Source organism: Streptococcus mitis, from assembly GCF_008763935.1.
GTDB classification, from domain to species: domain Bacteria; phylum Bacillota; class Bacilli; order Lactobacillales; family Streptococcaceae; genus Streptococcus; species Streptococcus mitis_DB.
This window is the reverse complement of record NZ_VTQF01000003.1, coordinates 1-23,158: the sequence shown is the minus strand read 5'-3', so window position 1 is coordinate 23,158 and position 23,158 is coordinate 1. Positions and strand designations below refer to the sequence as shown.

The 23,158-nt window shown below is 35.1% G+C and carries 21 protein-coding genes and 3 tRNA genes; 16 read left to right on the top strand and 8 right to left on the bottom strand.

What is annotated here, in order from left to right; all coding sequences use genetic code 11:
• Positions 1–19: 19 nt before the first annotated feature.
• A complete protein-coding gene (locus F9B91_RS05020; protein WP_150922669.1) occupies positions 20–2,662 on the bottom strand; it encodes a YhgE/Pip domain-containing protein in 2,643 nt (880 codons plus the stop codon).
• Positions 2,663–2,789: 127 nt separating this feature from the next.
• Between F9B91_RS05020 and F9B91_RS05015 the strand changes: the two genes are divergently transcribed.
• The gene (locus tag F9B91_RS05015) at positions 2,790–3,332 is read left to right on the top strand and encodes a TetR/AcrR family transcriptional regulator (protein ID WP_150922668.1); all 543 of its coding nucleotides are present in this window, start codon (positions 2,790–2,792) and stop codon (positions 3,330–3,332) included.
• 40 nt (positions 3,333–3,372) lie between these two features.
• Here the strand turns inward: F9B91_RS05015 and F9B91_RS05010 are convergent.
• The 7 genes from F9B91_RS05010 to rlmH form a co-directional block, all read right to left on the bottom strand.
• Positions 3,373–3,446 (bottom strand) — tRNA-Asn (locus F9B91_RS05010).
• Between the two features lie 5 nt (positions 3,447–3,451).
• Positions 3,452–3,523, bottom strand: a tRNA-Glu gene (locus F9B91_RS05005).
• A 51-nt stretch (positions 3,524–3,574) separates the two neighbouring features.
• Positions 3,575–4,327: a competence system response regulator transcription factor ComE gene (gene comE / locus F9B91_RS05000; protein WP_033687624.1), complete on the bottom strand. Its 753-nt coding sequence runs from the start codon at positions 4,325–4,327 to the stop codon at positions 3,575–3,577.
• Positions 4,324–5,649 (bottom strand): competence system sensor histidine kinase ComD, encoded by a 1,326-nt coding sequence (gene comD, locus F9B91_RS04995; protein WP_001048129.1) that lies wholly within the window; start codon positions 5,647–5,649, stop codon positions 4,324–4,326. Before comD ends, comE begins: the two co-directional genes overlap by 4 nt.
• 20 nt (positions 5,650–5,669) lie before the next feature.
• Complete coding sequence (comC, locus tag F9B91_RS04990; RefSeq protein WP_000799685.1) at positions 5,670–5,795, bottom strand: competence-stimulating peptide ComC; 126 nt, start codon at positions 5,793–5,795, stop codon at positions 5,670–5,672.
• A gap of 165 nt (positions 5,796–5,960) precedes the next feature.
• Positions 5,961–6,034: transfer RNA gene (locus tag F9B91_RS04985), tRNA-Arg, on the bottom strand.
• 43 nt (positions 6,035–6,077) lie between these two features.
• Positions 6,078–6,557, bottom strand: coding sequence for a 23S rRNA (pseudouridine(1915)-N(3))-methyltransferase RlmH (gene rlmH, locus F9B91_RS04980; protein WP_000695928.1), 480 nt, complete (start codon positions 6,555–6,557; stop codon positions 6,078–6,080).
• A 183-nt stretch (positions 6,558–6,740) separates the two neighbouring features.
• On the opposite strand from rlmH, the gene F9B91_RS04975 reads away from it, so the two are divergent.
• From F9B91_RS04975 to ftsH, 15 genes are all read left to right on the top strand, one after another.
• Positions 6,741–7,922, top strand: coding sequence for a S1C family serine protease (locus tag F9B91_RS04975; protein ID WP_150922667.1), 1,182 nt, complete (start codon positions 6,741–6,743; stop codon positions 7,920–7,922).
• A 57-nt stretch (positions 7,923–7,979) separates the two neighbouring features.
• Complete coding sequence (locus tag F9B91_RS04970; RefSeq protein WP_084930551.1) at positions 7,980–8,738, top strand: ParB/RepB/Spo0J family partition protein; 759 nt, start codon at positions 7,980–7,982, stop codon at positions 8,736–8,738.
• 212 nt (positions 8,739–8,950) lie between these two features.
• A complete protein-coding gene (gene dnaA, locus F9B91_RS04965) occupies positions 8,951–10,312 on the top strand; it encodes a chromosomal replication initiator protein DnaA (protein ID WP_150922666.1) in 1,362 nt (453 codons plus the stop codon).
• 158 nt (positions 10,313–10,470) lie between these two features.
• Positions 10,471–11,607, top strand: a complete 1,137-nt coding sequence (dnaN, locus tag F9B91_RS04960; RefSeq protein WP_084887645.1) for a DNA polymerase III subunit beta — start codon at positions 10,471–10,473, stop codon at positions 11,605–11,607.
• Positions 11,608–11,671: 64 nt separating this feature from the next.
• Positions 11,672–11,866 carry a DUF951 domain-containing protein gene (locus F9B91_RS04955; RefSeq protein ID WP_016397288.1) on the top strand — a complete coding sequence of 65 codons (195 nt, stop codon included), beginning with the start codon at positions 11,672–11,674 and terminating at the stop codon, positions 11,864–11,866.
• Positions 11,867–11,950: 84 nt separating this feature from the next.
• Positions 11,951–13,066, top strand: coding sequence for a redox-regulated ATPase YchF (gene ychF / locus F9B91_RS04950; protein WP_084887643.1), 1,116 nt, complete (start codon positions 11,951–11,953; stop codon positions 13,064–13,066).
• Between the two features lie 73 nt (positions 13,067–13,139).
• On the top strand, positions 13,140–13,709 hold the full coding sequence (gene pth / locus F9B91_RS04945) for an aminoacyl-tRNA hydrolase (protein WP_084887641.1): 570 nt from the start codon (positions 13,140–13,142) through the stop codon (positions 13,707–13,709).
• The gene (gene mfd, locus F9B91_RS04940; protein ID WP_150922665.1) at positions 13,710–17,213 is read left to right on the top strand and encodes a transcription-repair coupling factor; all 3,504 of its coding nucleotides are present in this window, start codon (positions 13,710–13,712) and stop codon (positions 17,211–17,213) included. It abuts the gene before it with no gap.
• Positions 17,214–17,270: 57 nt separating this feature from the next.
• The gene (locus F9B91_RS04935; RefSeq protein WP_001234978.1) at positions 17,271–17,537 is read left to right on the top strand and encodes an RNA-binding S4 domain-containing protein; all 267 of its coding nucleotides are present in this window, start codon (positions 17,271–17,273) and stop codon (positions 17,535–17,537) included.
• Entirely contained in the window at positions 17,530–17,898 is a 369-nt protein-coding gene (locus tag F9B91_RS04930) for a septum formation initiator family protein (protein ID WP_049515632.1), read from the top strand. Before F9B91_RS04935 ends, F9B91_RS04930 begins: the two co-directional genes overlap by 8 nt.
• A 4-nt stretch (positions 17,899–17,902) precedes the next feature.
• Positions 17,903–18,025 (top strand): SP_0009 family protein, encoded by a 123-nt coding sequence (locus tag F9B91_RS11605; protein WP_000429339.1) that lies wholly within the window; start codon positions 17,903–17,905, stop codon positions 18,023–18,025.
• Positions 18,018–19,286: a serine hydrolase gene (locus F9B91_RS04925; RefSeq protein WP_150922664.1), complete on the top strand. Its 1,269-nt coding sequence runs from the start codon at positions 18,018–18,020 to the stop codon at positions 19,284–19,286. The genes F9B91_RS11605 and F9B91_RS04925 overlap by 8 nt, the downstream gene beginning before the upstream one ends.
• On the top strand, positions 19,283–20,560 hold the full coding sequence (gene tilS, locus F9B91_RS04920; RefSeq protein WP_150922663.1) for a tRNA lysidine(34) synthetase TilS: 1,278 nt from the start codon (positions 19,283–19,285) through the stop codon (positions 20,558–20,560). Before F9B91_RS04925 ends, tilS begins: the two co-directional genes overlap by 4 nt.
• A 4-nt stretch (positions 20,561–20,564) precedes the next feature.
• Positions 20,565–21,107, top strand: a complete 543-nt coding sequence (gene hpt, locus F9B91_RS04915; protein ID WP_150922662.1) for a hypoxanthine phosphoribosyltransferase — start codon at positions 20,565–20,567, stop codon at positions 21,105–21,107.
• A gap of 15 nt (positions 21,108–21,122) precedes the next feature.
• Entirely contained in the window at positions 21,123–23,081 is a 1,959-nt protein-coding gene (gene ftsH / locus F9B91_RS04910) for an ATP-dependent zinc metalloprotease FtsH (protein WP_084887632.1), read from the top strand.
• Positions 23,082–23,158 lie beyond the last annotated feature (77 nt).

Here is a 23,158-nt window from a genome sequence, read left to right as displayed (position 1 = left end):
GACCAGTTGGTCGATTTTTTTAATCTTCTTCCATTTTCTTAGGTCGATAGGCTAGCATACCTAAACCAGTAAATAGGGCTAATATCACAGCAAGGAAAATGACTTGATGATGAATATTTCCTGTCATAGAAATTGTTTGTCGTAATCCAGAAACCGAATAACTCATTGGTAACCAAGGATTAATAGCTCTAAAGAAATTATTTGTCAAAGCAAGTGGATAGGTACCTGCACTTGATGCTAACTGTAATAATAGCAAAATAAGAGAGAAGAAAGCTCCTACACGGCTATTCCATGTTGTTAATGCAGTTACCATAGACATAAATGTTAAGCTTGCGATAATAATTAAGAACAAGGTTCTCATTTCATGATTTGCTGTTAGACCAATAAGATGAACGCCACCATAGACTAAGAAAGCGGCTAAAACAGCTATAATACCATTTATTTCAGCTCGAGATTTCAACCAAGCCCAACGGCTCTCTGGATGACGTCCTGAAGGCAACTTCGCAAAGATCATATTTGTTGATATTGCTGCAACAAAAAGAGCAACTGATATCATATAAGGAGCCATTGCGATTCCATTTACAGGAACTTGATCATTGTCTGTTTTGGAAAGATTGAGTGGATTTGACAAAATCTCTGCATTTTTAGATTCTGTTGATGCTGATTTGAGTTGATCACTAGCATTACCTAGTCCTTGTCCTAAAGAAGCAACTCCTGTCTGTAAATCTTCCAATCCAGAAGTTAACTTTGTTCCACCTTCTGCAAGTTTCCCAGATCCATCTGCCAATTTATTAGCTCCATTCTCTAATTGAGAAGCACCTGAAAGTAACTGACTGGATTTGTCTGCTAATTGACCAGATCCTGATTGTAATTTATCAACTCCTGCCATTAATTCTTGACTCTTTTGATTCAATTGGTTAGAGCCAGTTGATAATTTTTCAATACCAGATACTAATTCTGGAGTTTTTTCAACTAATTGACCAACTCCTGCTGTCAAGCTAGAAGATTTTTGTGTCAAGGTGTTTGAGCCTGAAAATAGTTGATCCAAACTACCTGTCAAGGTGGAATTCTTTTCACTTAGTTGACTTGCGCCCTGAGAAACTTTATCAACACCTGCAGTATATGCATTTACACCTGATGCAATCGACTGACTGGCAGGAACTAATTTACTCGTCACTGCTCCCTGTATTTCTGTTAATCCACTTGACAATCCTGTCAAAGAAGTAGAAGCAAGCGGTAATACTTGATTAGCTTGATCTTTTAATGTTGAAAGATTAGAAGATTGATTTTGTAAGTTTTCTAATCCTCCCTGTAAACCTTGTACTAAAGCTATAATTGACTGAGCCGATTGAATACTATCAGTCGAATTTTGAGATACAGAAGCACTTATCTCAGCTTGTTGCTCACTTGTCAAGGATTGATAAGCTGCTGTTGATTGAATATTTGCTAATGTAGTTGCTTTTTCAGACTGAGCACTTGCTAGCATTTGATTAGAAAGAGAAACTATACTTGATAAAACAGAAGATAATTGTTTTGTATCTCCAACATCAATATTTTGAATAGCTTGATTTAACTGATTTAGACCAGAAGATAATTGATTAATTTGATCTTTTTGCCCAGATGAAGCATCTAACTTACTAGAAAGTTGTTGAATCCCTTCACTTAATTGCTCCACACCCATTCGAAGTGTAGCTGATTGACTAGATAACTGATTCGCACCTGTTGCAAGATTTCCCACTCCATTTGTATAGGCACTAACACCAGATGAAAATTGGTTAAGACCAGTATTGAGCTGAGAAACACCTCCAGTATAGGCCTCTACACCAGTATATAACTGATTGATTCCCCCTACTAATTCAGGACTTTTAGAAGCTAATTGACCTAATCCGCTATCTAATTTACTCACTGCACCAGTATATGTAACCAAACCACTATTAAAAGTCCCTAAGCCAAGATGAAGTTGTTCAACACCAGAAACATAAGCAGATAATCCTTTAGTAAACTGCTCCGTTCCATTTGAAAATGTTAAACTTGAATCTGCTAAAGAGTGCAGGTTGGTAGTTAATGTTTGACTTCCTGTCACTAATTGATTCGCTCCATCAGTTAATTTTTCACTACCAGAAGCTGCTTGACTCATACCATCTTTTAATTCGACCATCTTGTTAAATAAAGCTTTAGTATAGGTCTCAGTTACATTTGTAGACACATTCTGCTTTAATTGTGTCATCGCAGAATCGCTCATCTTGCTAGCAATAAAACTATGACCACTTGAAGTCTGATAATCGATTTGCATTTGCTCTGGATGATTCGTTAAAATAGAAGCTGCTTTTTCAGATAAATCACTTGGTAAAGTCACTACCATATAGTAATCGCCATCTTCCAATCCCTTCTTACCTTCCTCTTCATCTACGAAATGAAAATCTAAGGTTTTATTTTCTTTTAAATTGGACACCATGTCTTTTCCTATAGACATGCTATTACCATTATAGGAGGCTTCTTTATCATTATTGACAACTGCCACAGGTAAGTCAGACAATTGCCCATATGGATCCCACATTGATGACAAAAATATAATATTGTACAGAGCTGGAATAAGAGAAATCCCTATCATGACAATAATAAAGGTTGGTTTTTTAAAAATTGCTTTCCATTCTTTAAACATATCTTCTCCTTTTTTAAACATATTGTCTAAAATTTTGATATAATAGATTATACATTAAAAAATATAAATTACAAGATAAAAAATCCATTTTTAGACATATAGTCTAATTTGTTTACAAGGAGGAAATATGCAAGAAAGTAATAAACGCTTAAAAACAAAGAGAACTATTGAAAATGCTATGGTACAATTACTGATGGAACAGCCATTTGATCAAATTTCTACTGTCAAGTTAGCAGAAAAAGCCGGAATTAGTCGTTCCAGCTTCTATACTCACTATAAGGATAAGTATGATATGATTGAGCACTATCAAAGCAAGCTATTCCATACATTTGAATATATTTTTCAAAAACATGTTCATAACAAAAGAGATGCTATTTTAGAAGTCTTTGAATATCTAGAGTCAGAACCACTTCTGGCTGCCCTTCTTTCTGAAAATGGGACTAAAGAAATCCAAAATTTCTTACGAAATAAACTTCATATCATGCTCAGTACGGATTTACAAAAGCAATTTATGCAACTAAATCTAAATACCATTGAATTAGAATATAGTAGCATCTATCTAACTCACGCACTTTTTGGTGTCTGTCAAACTTGGATTGCACATGGAAAAAAAGAAAGTCCTCAAGAAATAACAGACTTCCTTATGAAGATGCTTGGTGATACAAATTGATACAAAAAGAGGAACACAACTGTGTTCCCTTTTATCTATACTCCGCCAGTAGGACTCGAACCTACGACATCATGATTAACAGTCATGCGCTACTACCAACTGAGCTATGGCGGATAAAATAGTCCGTACGGGATTCGAACCCGTGTTACCGCCGTGAAAAGGCGGTGTCTTAACCCCTTGACCAACGGACCTTCTATCTGTAGCAGATATAACCATTATATCAATTTCTTGCTAATTGTCAATTACTTTTGAGTTTTTTTCTCTAGAATATCTTTTAATTTTCTAATTTTTAATCTTGAAATAGGACAACGATGGTCTTCATAGAAAACAATTTCTAAATTCTTTCTATCAATTTCTCTGATGTTGCCTATATTTACCAAAAATGACTTATGAGGAGAATAAAATCGCTGAGTATGTTTGTCCTTTTCCTGAATATCTGTCATGGTACCATAAAATTCTTTTGCAAAATTCTTACCAATAATGCGCAATTTATGAGAGACTCCTGTCGTTTCAATATACAGAATGTCATGGTAAGGGATTTTTAAATCATTTCCCTTGTAATTGTAGTCAAAATAATCTACCACATCTTCATTTTCAAGTAACATACTCTTCGTGTAGAAGATATTTTGCTCAATTCTCTTCTTAAATAACTCATCATTGATATCCTTATCAACAAAATCTAGGGCTGATACCTGGTATTTATATGTTAGAGTCGCAAACTCTGATCGACTGGTGATAAAGACGATAATAGCGTAAGGATTGTAATGACGAATGAGCTGAGCCACTTCAAATCCCTTTTTCTCAATTCCATGAATATCAATATCTAGAAAATAAAGCTGGTTTACTTCATCATTTTCGATATATTCCTTAAACTCACGAACTTTTCCCGTTGTCTTGTATGATATTGGAATATTCGATTCTTTCGAAATTTCATCCAATATTCTCTCTAGTCTCACTTGATGTTCAATAACATCTTCTAAAATTAAAACTTTCATTCAAATTCCCTCTTAAATCTAATGATTTGTCTAAATGTACTGCCTTCCATCTCTGTTTCTAAAATAATGTTGTTGTACTTATCCAGTAGTTCTTTCACATTATTTAATCCTACTCCGCGATTTCTTCCCTTAGTAGAGAATCCTAAAGCAAATAGATCTCCTGAAGGAGTCATCGTCATTTTACATGAATTCTGAATCACAATCACTGTTTCAGTTTCCATCTTAATAACTGCTACTTCCATCTGCTTTTTATAACTATCAGCCGATCCTTCGACAGCATTGTTCAATAAAACACTCATAATACGAACTAAATCCAGAAGGTCTATTGGTAGTCTAGTAATTATATCTTTTACTTCCAGTGTAAACTCTACACCGTTATTTCGAGCATAGACAATTGACTGAGCAACCAAACTTCGTAAAGCTGAATCTTCTATGTTGTTCAAATCAAAGTAAGTGTACTTATCTGAGCGCAGTTTGTGATTGGCTTTAACCAAAACTTCGTTGTAAACTCTGTCAATTTCCTGTAAATTACCACTGTCAATTGCCATCTGCATACTGACAAGCATCCCAGCATAATCATGTCGAAAACCACGAATTTCATTATACAAACCGACAATTTCATCTGTGTAGTTTTGTAAATGTTTCTGTTCAAATTTCTTCTGCTTCAAAGCAATCTCTTTCTCCATTTGATCTTTATGTGAATTCATTGCAAAAAAGGTTAAAAGGAGAGAAATAAAGACGATAGATGATAAAATACTTCCAAAACTATTCAAATGTTTAATCGTACTTACCATATCTGAAACGAAAGATACAATATGGAGCAGTAGCAAAGCAAAAAATACTTTTGTCAAGAAAGGATAGAGGTAGTCTTTATCAAAATAGTTTAGATCCAAATGGAAATAATGAATGATTTTTAAGATAACGACATAAGTCAACACCGTTACAAGGAAAAAGAATGGTTCATAATATTGTAAAACAAAATTGTCTCCTGTTAGAGAGGATAAAGTTACGGACAAAAAGTTATGAGTGCTCTCATATAAAAGAGATAGTAGTAAACTTAGGAATAGTCCTCTATCCCTCTCATACTGTTTAATCCATCGAAAATAGGAATATAATACCAAAGGAAATAAAAATTTTACAATCCCTAAGTCATCTAAATGTAGAAGATATGATGGAAAATCAAGTACTATTTCTGTTAGTAATATATAAGCACTAAAAACGTATAGTTCTTTTCTATTTATTTGACCTTTACAAATTAAACGGTAACTGTGACTAATAATTAAAAAATAAACAATAACTAACCCAACTCCAAATAAATTCATTACTCTTTCCCCTTATTTCATTACTTTTTTCGTGGGAAAATAAAATCAAAGCGGATTTTTGGAAGTCTACTTTCCCCACCTTGAATCTCCTGCAAGTCTTTTTCCTTCAAGGCTACAAACTGTTCCAATTTAACTGTGTTTTTCATAATAAAATCTCCTTAAATGTTTTTTTCTTGTAAGCTAACTTACAAAAACTATTATACAAAATGGAATTTCGTTTTAGATAAAATTCTCTCAACTGTCATTTTTTTCTCCCCAAGTGTACTTTTTTAAGAAAAAAGCCGGGAAAATTCCCAGCTTTGCTACTATATTGATCCCAGCAGGATTCGAACCTGCGACCGTTCGCTTAGAAGGCGAATGCTCTATCCAGCTGAGCTATGAGACCTAATATAGCTATTCTACCAAAAATTCAATTGAAAGTCAATTTTCTATTTATGATAGGGCGAGCCCTGCTGTATTGTAAAAGCCCGATAGATTTGTTCAACAAGGACTAGTCTCATTAACTGATGGGGCAAGGTTAAACGGCCAAAACTAACAGAGAGATTGGCTCTCTTTTTTACATCCTGTGCTAATCCCAGACTCCCTCCAATAATAAATGTAAGAGTAGAAAATCCTTTTATAGAAGCTTCTTCTAGCTGCTTACTAAATTCTTCTGAGGAGAAAGTTCTCCCTTCGATAGCCAACACAATCACGAAATCACGGTCACCAACTTTTGATAAAATTCTCTGACCTTCTATTCCTAAAATCTTTTGATTTTCTGATTCACTGGCCCTATCTGGTGTTTTTTCATCTGCTAGCTCAATCATTTCAAGCTTAGCAAATCGAGAAATTCGTTTTAAATACTCTGCAATACCATCTTTCAAATACTTTTCTTTCAGTTTCCCAACTGTTACAACTTTAATTTTCATGACTCTATTCTAACATATTCTCTATTTTTTCACATCTTATTCACAAAACAAAAGGTTAATTTTAGCCGAGAAAACCACAGATTTTTGAAAGTTATCCACAATCTGTGAAAAACTTTTTGTGTTTAAGTTATAATTAAGCTAGTCAGTTTATACTTTCAGTAATTCAAAAATATGGAGGCAAATATGAAACATTTAAAAACATTTTACAAAAAAGGGTTTCAATTATTAGTCGTTATCGTCATTAGCTTTATTAGTGGAGCCTTGGGTAGCTTTTCAATAAACCAACTAACTCAAAAAAGTACTGTAAGTACCTCTAACAACAATAGTACTATTACACAGACTGCCTATAAGAATGAAAATTCAACAACACAGGCTGTTAACAAAGTAAAAGATGCTGTTGTTTCAGTTATTACTTATTCAGCAAACAGACAAAATAGCGTATTTGGTAATGATGATACTGACACAGATTCTCAGCAAATCTCTAGTGAAGGATCTGGGGTTATTTATAAAAAGAATGACAAAGAAGCTTACATCGTCACCAATAATCACGTTATAAATGGCGCCAGCAAAGTAGATATTCGTTTGTCAGATGGAACTAAAGTACCCGGAGAAATTGTCGGAGCGGACACTTTCTCTGATATTGCTGTCGTCAAAATCTCTTCAGAAAAAGTGACAACAGTAGCTGAGTTTGGTGATTCTAGCAAGTTAACCGTAGGAGAAACTGCCATTGCTATTGGTAGCCCATTGGGTTCTGAATATGCAAATACTGTCACTCAGGGTATTGTATCTAGTCTCAATCGAAATGTATCTTTAAAATCTGAAGATGGACAAGCCATTTCTACAAAAGCCATCCAAACTGATACTGCTATTAACCCAGGTAACTCTGGTGGCCCACTGATCAATATTCAAGGGCAGGTTATCGGAATTACCTCAAGTAAAATTGCCACAAATGGAGGAACATCTGTAGAAGGTCTTGGTTTTGCAATCCCTGCAAATGATGCTATCAATATTATTGAACAGTTGGAAAAGAACGGAAAAGTGACTCGTCCAGCTTTGGGAATTCAAATGGTCAATCTCTCAAATATTAATACAAGTGATATTAGAAGACTGAATATTCCAAGCAGTGTAACATCTGGTGTAGTTGTTCGTTCTGTGCAAAGTAATATGCCTGCCAATGGTCACCTTGAAAAATACGATGTTATTACAAAAGTAGATGACAAAGACATTGCTTCATCAACAGACTTACAAAGTGCTCTTTACAATCATTCTATCGGAGACACCATTAAGATAACTTACTATCGTAACGGTAAAGAAGAAACTACATCTATTAAACTTGACAAGAGTTCAGGTGATTTAGAATCTTAATTAACATCTATGTAAAGAAAGCTTTACATAAGAGAAAAGATGTGTTAGTGTAGAATCATGGAAAAATTTGAAATGATTTCTATCACGGATATACAAAAAAATCCCTATCAACCTCGAAAAGAATTTGATGGAGAAAAACTACATGAACTAGCACAGTCTATCAAAGAAAATGGGGTCATTCAACCGATTATTGTTCGTCAATCTCCTGTTATTGGTTATGAAATCCTTGCAGGAGAGAGACGCTATCGGGCTTCACTTTTAGCTGGTCTAACGTCTATCCCAGCTGTTGTTAAACAGCTCTCAGACCAAGAGATGATGGTTCAATCCATCATTGAAAATTTACAGAGAGAAAATTTAAATCCAATAGAAGAAGCACGCGCCTATGAATCTCTCATAGAGAAAGGATTTACCCACGCTGAAATTGCAGATAAAATGGGCAAGTCTCGTCCTTATATCAGCAACTCTATTCGCTTGCTGTCCTTGCCAGAACAGATCCTTTCAGAAGTAGAAAATGGCCAACTATCACAAGCGCATGCGCGTTCGCTAGTTGGCTTGAATAAGGAACAACAAGACTATTTCTTTCAACGAATCATAGAGGAAGGCATTTCTGTAAGGAAGTTAGAAACTCTTCTGACAGAGAAAAAACAAAAGAAACTGCAAAAAAATGATCATTTCATACAAAATGAAGAAGAACAGTTAAAAAAACTACTCGGATTAGATGTAGAAATCAAACTGTCTAAAAAAGACAATGGAAAAATCATTATTTCTTTTTCAAATCAAGAAGAATACAGTAGAATTATCAACAGCCTGAAATAAGGCTGTTCTTTTATTTTCTTATCTCACAAGGTTATCCACTATTTTTTCCAATAAAAAGCTTAATAAATCAACAGTTTCTGATTTTATCCCCAACCTGTGGATAAGACTTGATAACATTGTGGATTATTTTTCACAGCTTGTGGAAAAATCTTTCTATCTATGGTAAAATAAGTCTAGCATTAAACTTTTAGATAGTAAAGGAGGAGAAAGGATTGAAAGAAAAACAATTTTGGAATCGTATATTAGAATTTGCACAAGAAAGACTAACTCGATCCATGTATGATTTCTATGCTATTCAAGCTGAACTCATTAAGGTAGAGGAAAATGTTGCCACTATATTTTTACCACGATCTGAAATGGAAATGGTCTGGGAAAAACAACTAAAAGATATTATTGTGGTAGCTGGTTTTGAAATTTATGATGCTGAGATAACTCCCCACTATATTTTCACCAAACCTCAAGATACGGCTGTCTCACAAGTTGAAGAAGCTACCAATTCAACTCTTTATGACTATAGTCCAAAGTTAGCATCTATTCCTTATTCGGATACTGGATTAAAAGAAAAGTATACCTTTGATAATTTTATCCAAGGGGATGGGAATGTTTGGGCAGTATCAGCCGCTTTGGCTGTTTCTGAAGATTTAGCCTTGACCTATAATCCTCTTTTTATCTATGGAGGACCTGGCCTTGGTAAGACTCACTTACTCAATGCAATTGGGAATGAGATTTTGAAAAATATTCCTGATGCGCGTGTGAAGTACATCCCTGCTGAAAGCTTTATCAACGACTTTCTTGAACACCTGAGACTGGGGGAAATGGAAAAATTCAAAAAAACTTACCGTAGCCTTGATCTCTTGTTAATTGATGATATCCAATCGCTGAGTGGAAAAAAAGTTGCAACTCAAGAAGAATTCTTCAATACTTTCAACGTTCTTCATAGTAATCAAAAACAAATCGTTCTGACTAGTGATCGTAGTCCTAAACACTTAGAGGGCCTTGAAGAAAGACTTGTCACGCGCTTTAGCTGGGGGTTGACGCAAAACATCACACCACCTGACTTTGAGACACGTATTGCCATTTTACAAAGTAAAACAGAACATTTGGACTACAATTTCCAAAGTGATACCCTAGAATACCTAGCTGGCCAATTTGATTCAAACGTTCGAGAACTTGAAGGAGCCATCAATGACATCACTTTAATCGCCAGAGTGAAGAAGATTAAGGATATCAGTATCGATATCGCTGCAGAAGCTATTAGAGCTCGAAAACAAGATGTTAACCAAATGCTCGTCATCCCAATTGATAAAATCCAAACTGAAGTAGGGAACTTCTATGGTGTTACTGTCAAAGAAATGAAGGGAAGCAGACGCCTTCAAAATATTGTTTTGGCCCGTCAAGTAGCCATGTATTTATCTAGAGAATTAACAGATAATAGTCTTCCAAAAATTGGGAAGGAATTTGGTGGAAAAGATCATACAACAGTCATTCATGCCCATGCAAAAATTAAATCTTTGATTGATGAAGACGATAATTTACGTTTAGAGATCGAATCAATCAAAAAGAAAATCAAATAACTTGTGGATAACTTTCGCTTTTTTATCTTTTTTATCCACATTTTTTAAACAAGCTAAAAATCATGATATGACTTACTTTAAGTCTGTTTTCCACAGATTTCACAGACTCTATTATTACTATTATCCTTCTAATACTAAAAATAAATAAAGGAGAATCCATGATTCATTTTTCAATTAATAAAAATTTATTTCTACAAGCCTTAAATACTACTAAGAGAGCTATTAGTTCTAAAAATGCTATTCCTATTTTATCAACTGTCAAAATTGACGTGACCAATGAAGGTGTTACTTTAATTGGTTCAAATGGTCAAATTTCAATTGAAAATTTTATTTCTCAAAAAAATGAAGATGCTGGTTTATTAATTACTTCTTTAGGTTCAATCCTTCTTGAAGCTTCTTTCTTTATCAATGTGGTATCTAGTCTACCTGATGTGACTCTTGATTTTAAAGAAATTGAACAAAATCAAATTGTTTTAACCAGCGGCAAGTCAGAAATTACCCTAAAAGGAAAAGATAGTGAACAATATCCACGAATCCAAGAAATTTCAGCAAGCACTCCTTTAATTCTTGAAACAAAATTACTCAAGAAAATTATCAATGAAACAGCTTTTGCAGCAAGTACCCAAGAGAGTCGTCCGATTTTAACAGGTGTTCATTTTGTATTGAGTCAACACAAGGAGCTAAAAACAGTTGCAACAGACTCTCATCGCCTAAGCCAGAAAAAATTAACGCTTGAGAAAAATAGTGATGATTTTGATGTTGTCATTCCTAGCCGTTCTCTACGCGAATTTTCAGCGGTATTTACAGATGATATTGAAAATGTAGAGATTTTCTTTGCCAACAACCAAATCCTATTTAGAAGCGAAAATATTAGCTTCTATACTCGTCTCCTTGAAGGAAACTATCCTGATACAGATCGTTTGATTCCAACGGACTTTAATACTACTATTACTTTTGATGTTGTAAACTTACGCCAGTCAATGGAACGTGCTCGTCTTTTATCAAGTGCTACTCAAAATGGTACTGTGAAACTTGAAATAAAAGATGGGATTGTTAGCGCTCATGTTCACTCTCCAGAAGTTGGTAAAGTAAACGAAGAAATCGATACTGATCAGGTGACTGGTGAAGATTTGACCATTAGTTTCAACCCAACTTACTTGATTGATTCTCTTAAGGCTTTAAATAGCGAAAAGGTGACCATTAGCTTTATCTCAGCTGTTCGTCCATTTACTCTTGTTCCAGCAGATACTGACGAAGACTTCATGCAGCTCATTACACCAGTTCGTACAAATTAAGTGAAAGAGGTTGAGCCTGGCTCGCCTCTTTTATGATATAATCGAAAAAGAAAAGGAGAGTAGTATGTATCAAGTTGGAAATTTTGTTGAGATGAAAAAACCACATGCTTGTACTATCAAGTCAACTGGTAAAAAAGCAAATCGTTGGGAAATTACACGTGTAGGGGCAGATATCAAAATCAAATGCAGTAATTGTGAGCATGTTGTCATGATGGGGCGATATGATTTTGATCGAAAAATGAATAAAATTATTGACTGAGAACCCTTAGTTAGAGGGTTAGCAAGTTTTCCCTTTTTGTGTTATAATATTAGGGATTGAAATGAAAACGGAGAATGAGAAAATATGGCTTTAACAGCAGGTATCGTTGGTTTGCCAAACGTTGGTAAATCAACACTATTTAATGCAATTACAAAAGCAGGAGCAGAGGCGGCAAACTACCCATTTGCGACGATTGATCCAAATGTTGGAATGGTAGAAGTTCCAGATGAACGCCTACAAAAACTAACTGAAATGATTACTCCTAAAAAGACAGTTCCCACAACTTTTGAATTTACAGATATCGCAGGAATTGTAAAAGGAGCTTCAAAAGGAGAAGGGCTAGGAAATAAATTCTTGGCCAATATTCGTGAAGTAGACGCGATTGTTCATGTAGTTCGTGCTTTTGATGATGAAAATGTCATGCGCGAGCAAGGACGTGAAGATGCCTTTGTGGATCCACTTGCAGATATTGATACCATTAACTTGGAGTTAATTCTTGCTGACTTAGAATCAGTGAACAAACGATATGCGCGTGTAGAAAAGATGGCACGTACGCAAAAAGATAAAGAATCAGTAGCAGAATTCAATGTTCTTCAAAAGATTAAACCAGTTCTTGAAGATGGGAAATCAGCTCGTACAATCGAATTTACAGATGAAGAACAAAAAGTTGTCAAAGGTCTTTTCCTTTTGACGACTAAACCAGTTCTTTATGTTGCCAATGTAGATGAGGATGTAGTTTCAGATCCAGATTCTATCGACTATGTCAAACAAATTCGCGAATTTGCAGCGACAGAAAATGCTGAAGTAGTCGTTATTTCTGCGCGTGCTGAGGAAGAAATTTCTGAGTTAGACGAAGAAGATAAGCAAGAGTTTCTTGAAGCACTTGGGTTGACAGAATCAGGCGTTGACAAGTTGACTCGCGCAGCTTATCACTTACTTGGACTTGGAACTTACTTCACAGCTGGTGAAAAAGAGGTTCGCGCTTGGACCTTTAAACGTGGTATGAAGGCTACTCAAGCAGCTGGTATTATCCACTCAGACTTTGAAAAAGGCTTTATTCGTGCAGTAACCATGTCATATGAGGATCTAGTGAAATATGGATCTGAAAAGGCTGTAAAAGAAGCTGGGCGCTTGCGTGAAGAAGGAAAAGAATATATCGTTCAAGATGGCGATATCATGGAATTCCGCTTTAATGTCTAATAATATTTAACAAATAGTGTCAATTAGGTTGGAAAAAAATTCCAACCCTTTTGGCTTTTGAAAGGAAAAATAAATGACCAAATTACTTGTAGGCTTGGGAAATCCAGGAGATAAATATTTTGAAACAAAACACAATGTTGGCTTTATGTTGATTGACCAACTAGCGAAGAAACAAAATGTCACTTTTACACACGATAAGATATTTCAAGCTGACCTAGCATCCTTTTTCCTAAATGGAGAAAAAATTTATATTGTCAAACCAACGACATTTATGAATGAAAGTGGAAGAGCGGTTCATGCTTTATTGACTTACTATGGTTTGGATATTGAAGATTTACTCATCATTTACGATGATCTTGACATGGAAGTTGGGAAAATTCGTTTAAGAGCAAAAGGTTCAGCAGGTGGTCATAATGGTATCAAGTCTATTATTCAACATATTGGAACCCAAACCTTTAATCGTGTTAAGATTGGAATCGGAAGACCTAAAAATGGAATGTCAGTTGTTAACCATGTTTTGAGTAAGTTTGACAAGAATGATTATATTGGTATTTTACAGTCTATTGACAAAGTTGACGATTCTGTAAACTACTATTTACAAGAGAAAAACTTTGAAAAAACGATGCAGAGGTATAATGGATAAATGGTGATCTTATTAGATTTATTCTCAGAAAATAATCAGATCAAAAAATGGCATCAAAATCTGACAGATAAGAAAAGACAATTAATGTTAGGCTTGTCAACTTCTACAAAAGCTTTAGCAATTGCTAGTAGTTTGAGACAGGAAGATAAGATTGTGTTATTGACATCAACTTATGGAGAAGCAGAAGGACTTGTTAGTGATCTTATCTCTGTCTTGGGTGAGGAACTTGTCTATCCATTTTTGGTAGATGACTCCCCTATGGTCGAGTTTTTGATGTCTTCACAAGAAAAAATCATTTCACGGGTTGAAGCCCTGCGTTTTTTGACTGATTCATCTAAGAAAGGGATTTTAGTTTGTAATATCGCAGCAAGTCGATTGATTTTACCGTCTCCCAATATATTCAAAGATAGTATTGTAAAAATAACAGTTGGTGAAGAATATGACCAACACGCACTTATCCATCAGTTAAAAGAGATAGGCTATCGAAAAGTTACACAAGTACAAACTCAAGGCGAATTTAGTCTGCGAGGAGATATTTTAGATATTTTTGAAATATCCCAGTTAGAACCTTACCGAATTGAGTTTTTTGGTGATGAAGTCGATGGTATTAGGTCATTTGAAGTCGAAACACAATTATCGAAAGAAAATCAGACAGAACTCACTATCTTTCCAGCTAGTGATATGCTTTTGAGAGAAAAGGATTATCAACGAGGACAGTCAGCTTTAGAAAAACAAATTTCAAAAACGTTATCACCTATTTTAAAATCATACTTAGAAGAAATTCTTTCAAGTTTTCACAAAAAACAAATTCATTCTGATTCACGGAAATTTTTATCTTTGTGTTATGACAAGACATGGACTTTTTTTGACTATATTGAAAAAGATACCCCAGTATTCTTTGATGATTATCAGAAATTGATGAATCAGTATGAAGTCTTTGAAAGGGAGTTAGCACAATACTTTACAGAAGAATTACAGATTAGTAAAGCATTTTCTGAGATGCAGTATTTTGCTGATACAGAGCAAATCTATAAAAAACAGAGTTCGGTTACCTTTTTCTCTAATCTGCAAAAGGGGTTAGGAAATCTCAAGTTTGACCAAATTTATCAATTTAATCAATATCCCATGCAAGAGTTTTTCAATCAATTTTCTTTTCTAAAAGAAGAAATTGAGCGATACAAAAAAATGGATTATACTATTATCCTGCAGTCTAGCAATTCAATGGGAAGTAAAACATTGGAGGATGTGTTAGAGGAATATCAGATTAAATTGGATTCTAGAGATGAGTCAAGTATCTGTAAAGAATCTGTAAACTTAATCGAGGGTAATCTCAGACATGGTTTTCATTTTGTTGATGAAAAGGTTTTATTGATAACTGAACATGAGATTTTTCAAAAGAAATTGAAACGTCGTTTTCGAAGACAACATGTTTCAAATGCAGAGAGATTAAAAGATTACAATGAACTTGAAAAAGGAGATTACGTTGTTCACCATATCCATGGAATTGGTCAATATCTAGGGATTGAAACAATTGAAATCAAAGGGATTCACCGTGATTATGTCAGTGTCCAGTATCAAAATGGGGACCAAATTTCCATCCCAGTAGAGCAGATTCAGTTATTGTCCAAATATATTTCAAGTGACGGGAAAGCTCCTAAACTCAATAAATTAAATGACGGTCATTTCAAAAAAGCCAAGCAAAAAGTTAAGAACCAGGTAGAGGATATAGCTGATGATTTAATTAAACTTTATTCTGAGCGCAGCCAGTTGAAGGGATTTGCTTTTTCAGCTGATGATGAGGATCAACATGCTTTTGATGATGCCTTCCCTTATGTTGAAACGGATGATCAACTTCGTAGTGTTGAGGAAATCAAGAGAGATATGCAGGCTTGTCAGCCAATGGATCGACTTTTAGTTGGGGATGTTGGTTTTGGAAAGACTGAAGTTGCTATGCGTGCAGCCTTTAAGGCAGTCAATGATCACAAACAGGTTGTCGTTCTAGTTCCGACGACGGTTTTAGCGCAACAGCACTATACGAATTTTAAGGAACGATTCCAAAATTTTGCAGTTAATATTGATGTGTTGAGTCGCTTTAGAAGTAAAAAAGAGCAGACTGAAACACTTGAAAAATTGAAAAAGGGTCAAGTTGATATTTTGATTGGAACCCATCGTATTTTATCAAAAGATGTTGTGTTTGCTGATTTGGGCTTGATGATTATTGATGAGGAACAGCGATTTGGTGTCAAGCATAAGGAAACCTTGAAAGAACTGAAAAAACAAGTAGATGTCCTGACCTTGACAGCAACGCCAATTCCTCGTACCCTTCACATGTCTATGCTGGGAATCAGAGATTTGTCTGTCATTGAAACTCCGCCGACTAATCGTTATCCAGTGCAAACCTATGTCTTAGAAAAGAATGATAGTGTCATTCGTGATGCTGTCTTGCGTGAAATGGAGCGTGGAGGTCAAATTTACTATCTTTACAATAAAGTTGACACGATTGATCAGAAGGTTTACGAATTACAGGAGTTGATTCCAGAGGCTTCGATTGGTTATGTTCATGGGCAAATGAGTGAGATTCAGTTAGAAAATACTCTACTGGATTTCATTGAAGGTCAGTATGATATTTTGGTGACAACTACCATTATTGAGACAGGGGTGGACATTCCAAATGCCAATACTTTATTTATTGAAAATGCGGACCATATGGGCTTGTCAACCTTGTATCAGTTAAGAGGAAGAGTCGGTCGTAGTAATCGTATTGCTTATGCCTATCTCATGTATCGTCCAGAAAAATCAATCAGTGAAGTCTCCGAGAAGAGATTAGAAGCGATTAAAGGATTTACAGAATTGGGCTCTGGATTTAAGATTGCAATGCGAGATCTTTCGATTCGTGGAGCAGGAAATCTTTTAGGAAAATCCCAGTCTGGTTTCATTGATTCTGTTGGTTTTGAATTGTATTCGCAGTTATTGGAGGAAGCTATTGCTAAACGACATGGTAATGGGAACACAAGAACCAAAGGGAATGCTGAGTTGATTTTACAAATTGATGCCTATCTTCCTGATACCTATATTTCTGATCAACGACATAAGATTGAAATTTACAAGAAAATTCGTCAAATTGACAACCGTGTCAACTACGAAGAATTACAAGAAGAGTTGATGGACCGCTTTGGAGAGTACCCAGACGTGGTAGCCTATCTTTTAGAGATTGGTTTGGTTAAGTCTTATCTTGATAAGGTCTTTGTTCAACGTGTGGAACGAAAAGAAAATAAGATTACAGTTCAATTTGAAAAAATTACTCAGCGATTGTTTTTGGCTCAAGATTATTTTAAATCTTTATCCGCAACGAATTTAAAAGCAGCCATAACTGAGAATAAGGGATTAATGGAAGTTGTATTTGATGTCCAAAATAAGAAGGACTATGAAATTTTAGAAGGTCTGCTCATTTTTGGAGAAAGTTTATTAGAGATAAAAGTATCGAAAGAAGGCAATTCCCTTTAACATTTTTCTTCTATAAAGTAGATAAAAATGATACAATAATAATTTGAGGTAATAAAAATGAGATTAGACAAATATTTAAAAGTATCACGAATTATCAAGCGTCGTACAGTCGCAAAAGAAGTAGCAGATAAAGGCAGAATCAAGGTAAATGGAATCTTGGCCAAAAGTTCAACGGATTTGAAAGTTAATGACCAAGTTGAAATTCGCTTTGGCAATAAGTTGCTACTTGTAAAAGTACTAGAGATGAAGGATAGTACAAAAAAAGAAGATGCAGCAGGAATGTATGAAATTATCAGTGAAACACGGGTAGAAGAAAATGTCTAAAAATATCGTACAATTGAATAATTCTTTTATTCAAAATGAACACCAACGTCGTCGCTATCTGATGAAAGAACGACAAAAACGTAATCGTTTCATGGGTTGGGTTCTTATTTTGATGATTTTATTGTTCATTTTACCAACTTATAATCTTGCTCAAAGCTATCATCAATTACTCCAAAGACGTCAACAGTTATCAGAATTGCAAACTCAGTATCAAACCTTGAGTGAGGAAAAGGAGAAAGAGACAGCTTTTGCCACAAAGTTGAAAGATGAAGATTATGCTGCTAAATACATGCGTGCAAAATATTATTATTCTAAGAATCGGGAAGCTGTTTATACGATTCCTGACTTGCTCCCAAGGTGATAAAATGGAAAATTTATTAGATGTAATAGAGCAATTTTTGAGTCTATCGGAAGAAAAGCTGGAAGAGTTGGCTGATAAAAATCAATTATTGCGTTTACAAGAAGAAAAGGAAAGGAAGAATGCGTAAATTCTTAATTATTTTGTTGTTACCGAGTTTTTTGACCATTTCAAAAGTCGTTAGCACAGAAAAAGAAGTAGTCTATACTTCGAAAGAAATTTATTACCTTTCACAATCTAACTTTGGTATTTATTTTAGAGAAAAATTAAGTTCTCCCATGGTTTATGGAGAGGTTCCTGTTTATGCGAATGAAGATTTAGTAGTGAAATCTGGAAAATTAACTCCCCAAACAAGTTTTCAAATAACCGAGTGGCGCTTAAATAAACAAGGAATTCCGGTATTTAAGCTATCAAATCATCAATTTATTGCTGCAGACAAACGATTTTTATACGATCAGTCAGAGGTAACTCCTACAATCAAAAAAGTATGGTTAGAATCTGATTTTAAACTGTATAATAGCCCTTATGACTTAAAAGAAGTGAAATCATCCTTATCAGCTTATTCGCAAGTATCGATCGACAAGACCATGTTTGTAGAAGGAAGAGAATTTCTACATATTGATCAGGCTGGATGGGTAGATAAGGAATCAACTTCTGAAGAAGATAATCGGATGGGTAAAGTCCAAGAAATGTTATCTGAAAAATATCAAAAAGATTCTTTCTCTATTTATGTTAAGCAACTGACTACTGGAAAAGAAGCTGGTATCAATCAAGATGAAAAGATGTATGCGGCTAGTGTTTTGAAACTCCCTTATCTTTATTATACGCAAGAAAAAATAAATGAGGGTATTTATCAGTTAGACACGACTGTAAAATACGTATCAGCAGTTAATGATTTTTCAGGTTCTTATAAACCAGAGGGAAGTGGTAGTCTTCCTAAAAAAGAGGATAATAAAGAGTATTCTCTCAAGGACTTAATAACGAAAGTTTCTAAGGAATCGGATAATGTAGCTCATAACATATTGGGATATTACCTTTCAAACCAATCTGATGCCACATTTAAATCCAAGATGTCTGCTATTATGGGAGATGATTGGGATTCAAAAGAAAAATTGATTTCTTCTAAGATGGCTGGGAAGGCCATGGAAGCTATTTATAATCAAAATGGATTTGTGCTAGAGTCTTTGACTAAAACAGATTTTGATAATGAGAGAATTGCCAAAGGTGTTTCTGTTAAAGTAGCTCATAAAATTGGAGATGCGGATGAATTTAAGCATGATACGGGTGTTGTCTATGTAGATTCTCCATTTATTCTTTCTATTTTCACTAAAAATTCTGATTATGATACGATTTCTAAGATAGCCAAGGATGTTTATGAGGTTCTAAAATGAGGGAACAAGATTTTTTAAATCATTTTCTCAAAAAGGGATATTTCAAAAAGCATGCTAAGGTGGTGCTAGCTCTTTCTGGTGGATTAGATTCTATGTTTCTATTTAAGGTGTTATCTACGTATCAAAAAGAGTTAGAAATTGAATTGATTCTAGCTCATGTGAATCATAGGCAGAGAGTAGAATCAGATTGGGAAGAACAGGAATTAAGGAAGTTAGCTGCTGAAGCAGAGCTTCCTATTTATATCAGCAATTTTTCAGGAGAATTTTCAGAAGCGCGGGCTCGACATTTTCGTTATGATTTTTTTAAAGAGGTCATGATAAAGACTGGTGCGACAGCCTTGGTAACTGCCCACCATGCTGATGACCAGGTGGAAACGATTTTGATGCGTTTGATTAGAGGAACTCGATTGCGCTATCTATCAGGAATTAAGGAGAAGCAAGTAGTCGGAGAGATAGAACTTATTCGGCCCTTCTTGCATTTCCATAAAAAAGACTTTTCACCAATTTTTCACTTTGAAGATACATCAAATCAGGAAAATCATTATTTTCGCAATCGTATTCGAAACTCTTATTTACCAGAATTAGAAAAAGAAAATCCTCGATTTAGAGATGCAATCTTAAGCCTCGGAAATGAAATTTTAGATTATGACTTAGCTATAGCTGAATTATCTAAGAATATTGATCTAGAAAATTTAGAGCAGCTATTGTCTTACTCTGAGTCGACACAAAGAGTTTTACTTCAAACTTATCTGAATCGTTTTCCAGATTTGAATCTTACAAAAGCTCAGTTTGAAGAAGTTCGGCAAATTTTAAAAACTAAAAGCCAGTATCGTCATCCGCTTAAAAATGGCTATGAATTGATAAAAGAGTATCAACAGTTTCGGATTTGTAAAATCAGTCCTCAGTCTGATGAAAAGGAAGATGAACTTGTGTTACACTATCAAAATCAGGTATCTTACCAAGGTTATTTATTTTCCTTTGGACTTCCTTTAGAAGGTGAATTAATTCAGCAGGTACCTGTTTCACGCGAAACATCCATACACATTCGTCATCGAAAAACAGGAGATGTTTTGATTCAGAATAGACATAGAAAAAAACTCAGACGTCTATTTATTGATTTGAAAATCCCTATGGAAAAGCGAAAATCAGCTCTGATTATTGAGCAATTTGGTGAAATTGTCTCAATTTTGGGAATTGCGACCAGTAATTTGAGTAAAAACACGAAAAATGATATAATGAACACTGTACTTTATATAGAAAAAATAGATAGGTAAAAAAATGTTAGAAAACGATATTAAAAAAATCCTTGTTTCACACGATGAAATTACAGAAGCTGCTAAAAAATTAGGTGCCCAACTAACTAAAGACTATGCAGGAAAAAATCCAATTTTAGTAGGGATTTTAAAAGGATCTATCCCTTTTATAGCTGAATTGGTTAAACATATTGATACACATATTGAAATGGACTTCATGATGGTTTCTAGCTACCATGGTGGAACAGCAAGTAGCGGTGTCATCAATATCAAGCAAGATGTAACTCAAGATATCAAAGGAAGACATGTTCTGTTTGTAGAAGATATCATTGATACAGGTCAAACTTTGAAGAGTTTAAGAGATATGTTTATTGCAAGAGATGCAGCTTCTGTTAAGATTGCAACCTTGTTGGATAAACCAGAAGGACGTGTTGTAGAAATTGAGGCAGACTATACTTGCTTTACTATTCCAAATGAGTTTGTAGTAGGTTATGGTTTAGACTACAAAGAAAATTATCGTAACCTTCCATATGTTGGAGTATTGAAAGAAGAAGTATATTCAAATTAGAAAGAACAATTTTTAATGAAAAAACAAAATAATGGTTTAATTAAAAATCCTTTTCTATGGTTATTACTTATTTTTTTCCTAGTTACAGCTTACCAGTATTTCAGTACAGGTAGTGTTGCAGGGAAAAGTGAGCAAATTAATTATACAGAATTGGTAAAAGAAATTACCGATGACAATGTAAAAGAATTGACTTACCAACCAAATGGCAGTGTTATCGAAGTTTCAGGTGTTTATAAAAATCCTAAAACAAGTAAAGAAGAAACAGGTATCCAGTTCTTTTCTCCTTCTGCTACAACAGTAGAGAAATTTTCAAGTATTATTCTTCCTTCAGATACTACAGTATCAGAATTGCAAAAACTTGCTTCTGACCATAAGGCAGAAGTAACTGTTAAACATGAAAGTTCAAGTGGTATGTGGATTAATATTCTTGTATCCATTGTGCCATTCGGTATTCTATTCTTCTTCCTATTCTCTATGATGGGAAATATGGGAGGAAATAATAGCCGTAACCCGATGAGTTTTGGACGTAGTAAGGCTAAAGCTGCAAATAAAGAAGATATTAAAGTAAGATTTTCAGATGTTGCTGGAGCTGAGGAAGAAAAACAAGAACTAGTTGAAGTTGTTGAATTTTTAAAAGATCCAAAACGATTTACAAAACTTGGGGCCCGTATTCCAGCAGGTGTTCTGTTAGAGGGACCTCCAGGAACAGGTAAGACTTTGCTTGCTAAAGCAGTCGCCGGAGAAGCAGGTGTTCCATTCTTTAGTATTTCAGGTTCTGACTTTGTAGAAATGTTTGTTGGAGTTGGAGCTAGCCGTGTTCGTTCTCTTTTTGAAGATGCCAAAAAAGCAGCACCAGCTATTATCTTTATCGATGAAATTGATGCTGTTGGACGTCAACGTGGAGTCGGTCTTGGCGGAGGAAATGACGAACGTGAACAAACATTGAACCAACTCTTGATTGAGATGGATGGTTTTGAGGGAAATGAAGGAATTATCGTCATCGCTGCGACAAACCGTTCAGATGTACTAGACCCTGCCCTTCTGCGTCCAGGACGTTTTGATAGAAAAGTCTTGGTTGGTCGCCCTGATGTTAAAGGTCGTGAAGCAATCTTGAAAGTTCATGCTAAGAACAAGCCTTTAGCAGAAGATGTTGATTTGAAATTAGTTGCCCAACAAACTCCAGGTTTTGTTGGTGCTGATTTAGAGAATGTCTTGAATGAAGCAGCTCTAGTTGCTGCTCGTCGCAATAAATCGGTAATTGACGCCTCAGATATCGATGAAGCAGAAGATAGAGTTATTGCTGGACCTTCTAAGAAAGATAAGACAGTTTCACAAAAAGAACGTGAATTGGTTGCCTATCATGAGGCAGGACATACCATTGTTGGTTTAGTCTTGTCGAATGCCCGCGTTGTCCATAAGGTTACAATTGTACCACGTGGCCGCGCAGGTGGTTATATGATTGCACTTCCTAAGGAAGACCAAATGCTTCTATCTAAAGAAAATATGAAAGAGCAATTAGCTGGCTTAATGGGTGGACGTGTAGCTGAAGAAATTATCTTTAATGTCCAAACTACAGGAGCTTCAAACGACTTTGAACAAGCGACACAAATGGCGCGTGCAATGGTTACAGAGTACGGTATGAGTGAAAAACTTGGCCCAGTACAATATGAAGGAAACCATGCTATGTTTGGTGCACAGAGTCCTCAAAAATCAATTTCAGAACAAACGGCTTATGAAATTGACGAAGAGGTTCGTTCATTATTAAATGAAGCACGAAATAAAGCTGCTGAAATCATCCAATCAAATCGTGAAACTCACAAGTTGATTGCAGAAGCATTATTGAAATACGAAACATTGGATAGTACACAAATTAAAGCTCTTTACGAAACAGGAAAGATGCCTGAAGCAGTAGAAGAGGAATCACATGCACTATCCTATGATGAAGTAAAGTCAAAAATGAATGACGAAAAATAACCCAAAGAGAGGCATGTCCTCTCTTTTTTGTGCAGTTGAGGAGCTAAAGGGTGCAGAATGGATGAAATGTGCCAAAA

What these genes read in the sequence shown, in the direction of transcription:
- F9B91_RS04955 (WP_016397288.1), top strand. Translation starts at nt 11,672, where the DNA reads ATGTATCAAGTTGGAAATTTTGTTGAGATGAAAAAACCACATGCTTGT.
- hpt (WP_150922662.1), top strand. Translation starts at nt 20,565, where the DNA reads ATGTTAGAAAACGATATTAAAAAAATCCTTGTTTCACACGATGAAATT.
- F9B91_RS04975 (WP_150922667.1), top strand. Translation starts at nt 6,741, where the DNA reads ATGAAACATTTAAAAACATTTTACAAAAAAGGGTTTCAATTATTAGTC.
- F9B91_RS04925 (WP_150922664.1), top strand. Translation starts at nt 18,018, where the DNA reads ATGCGTAAATTCTTAATTATTTTGTTGTTACCGAGTTTTTTGACCATT.
- F9B91_RS05015 (WP_150922668.1), top strand. Translation starts at nt 2,790, where the DNA reads ATGCAAGAAAGTAATAAACGCTTAAAAACAAAGAGAACTATTGAAAAT.
- dnaN (WP_084887645.1), top strand. Translation starts at nt 10,471, where the DNA reads ATGATTCATTTTTCAATTAATAAAAATTTATTTCTACAAGCCTTAAAT.
- ftsH (WP_084887632.1), top strand. Translation starts at nt 21,123, where the DNA reads ATGAAAAAACAAAATAATGGTTTAATTAAAAATCCTTTTCTATGGTTA.
- F9B91_RS04930 (WP_049515632.1), top strand. Translation starts at nt 17,530, where the DNA reads ATGTCTAAAAATATCGTACAATTGAATAATTCTTTTATTCAAAATGAA.
- tilS (WP_150922663.1), top strand. Translation starts at nt 19,283, where the DNA reads ATGAGGGAACAAGATTTTTTAAATCATTTTCTCAAAAAGGGATATTTC.
- mfd (WP_150922665.1), top strand. Translation starts at nt 13,710, where the DNA reads ATGGTGATCTTATTAGATTTATTCTCAGAAAATAATCAGATCAAAAAA.
- F9B91_RS04935 (WP_001234978.1), top strand. Translation starts at nt 17,271, where the DNA reads ATGAGATTAGACAAATATTTAAAAGTATCACGAATTATCAAGCGTCGT.
- comC (WP_000799685.1), bottom strand. Translation starts at nt 5,795, where the DNA reads ATGAAAAACACAGTTAAATTGGAACAGTTTGTAGCCTTGAAGGAAAAA.
- pth (WP_084887641.1), top strand. Translation starts at nt 13,140, where the DNA reads ATGACCAAATTACTTGTAGGCTTGGGAAATCCAGGAGATAAATATTTT.
- ychF (WP_084887643.1), top strand. Translation starts at nt 11,951, where the DNA reads ATGGCTTTAACAGCAGGTATCGTTGGTTTGCCAAACGTTGGTAAATCA.
- F9B91_RS05020 (WP_150922669.1), bottom strand. Translation starts at nt 2,662, where the DNA reads ATGTTTAAAGAATGGAAAGCAATTTTTAAAAAACCAACCTTTATTATT.
- F9B91_RS11605 (WP_000429339.1), top strand. Translation starts at nt 17,903, where the DNA reads ATGGAAAATTTATTAGATGTAATAGAGCAATTTTTGAGTCTATCGGAA.
- F9B91_RS04970 (WP_084930551.1), top strand. Translation starts at nt 7,980, where the DNA reads ATGGAAAAATTTGAAATGATTTCTATCACGGATATACAAAAAAATCCC.
- comD (WP_001048129.1), bottom strand. Translation starts at nt 5,649, where the DNA reads ATGAATTTATTTGGAGTTGGGTTAGTTATTGTTTATTTTTTAATTATT.
- comE (WP_033687624.1), bottom strand. Translation starts at nt 4,327, where the DNA reads ATGAAAGTTTTAATTTTAGAAGATGTTATTGAACATCAAGTGAGACTA.
- rlmH (WP_000695928.1), bottom strand. Translation starts at nt 6,557, where the DNA reads ATGAAAATTAAAGTTGTAACAGTTGGGAAACTGAAAGAAAAGTATTTG.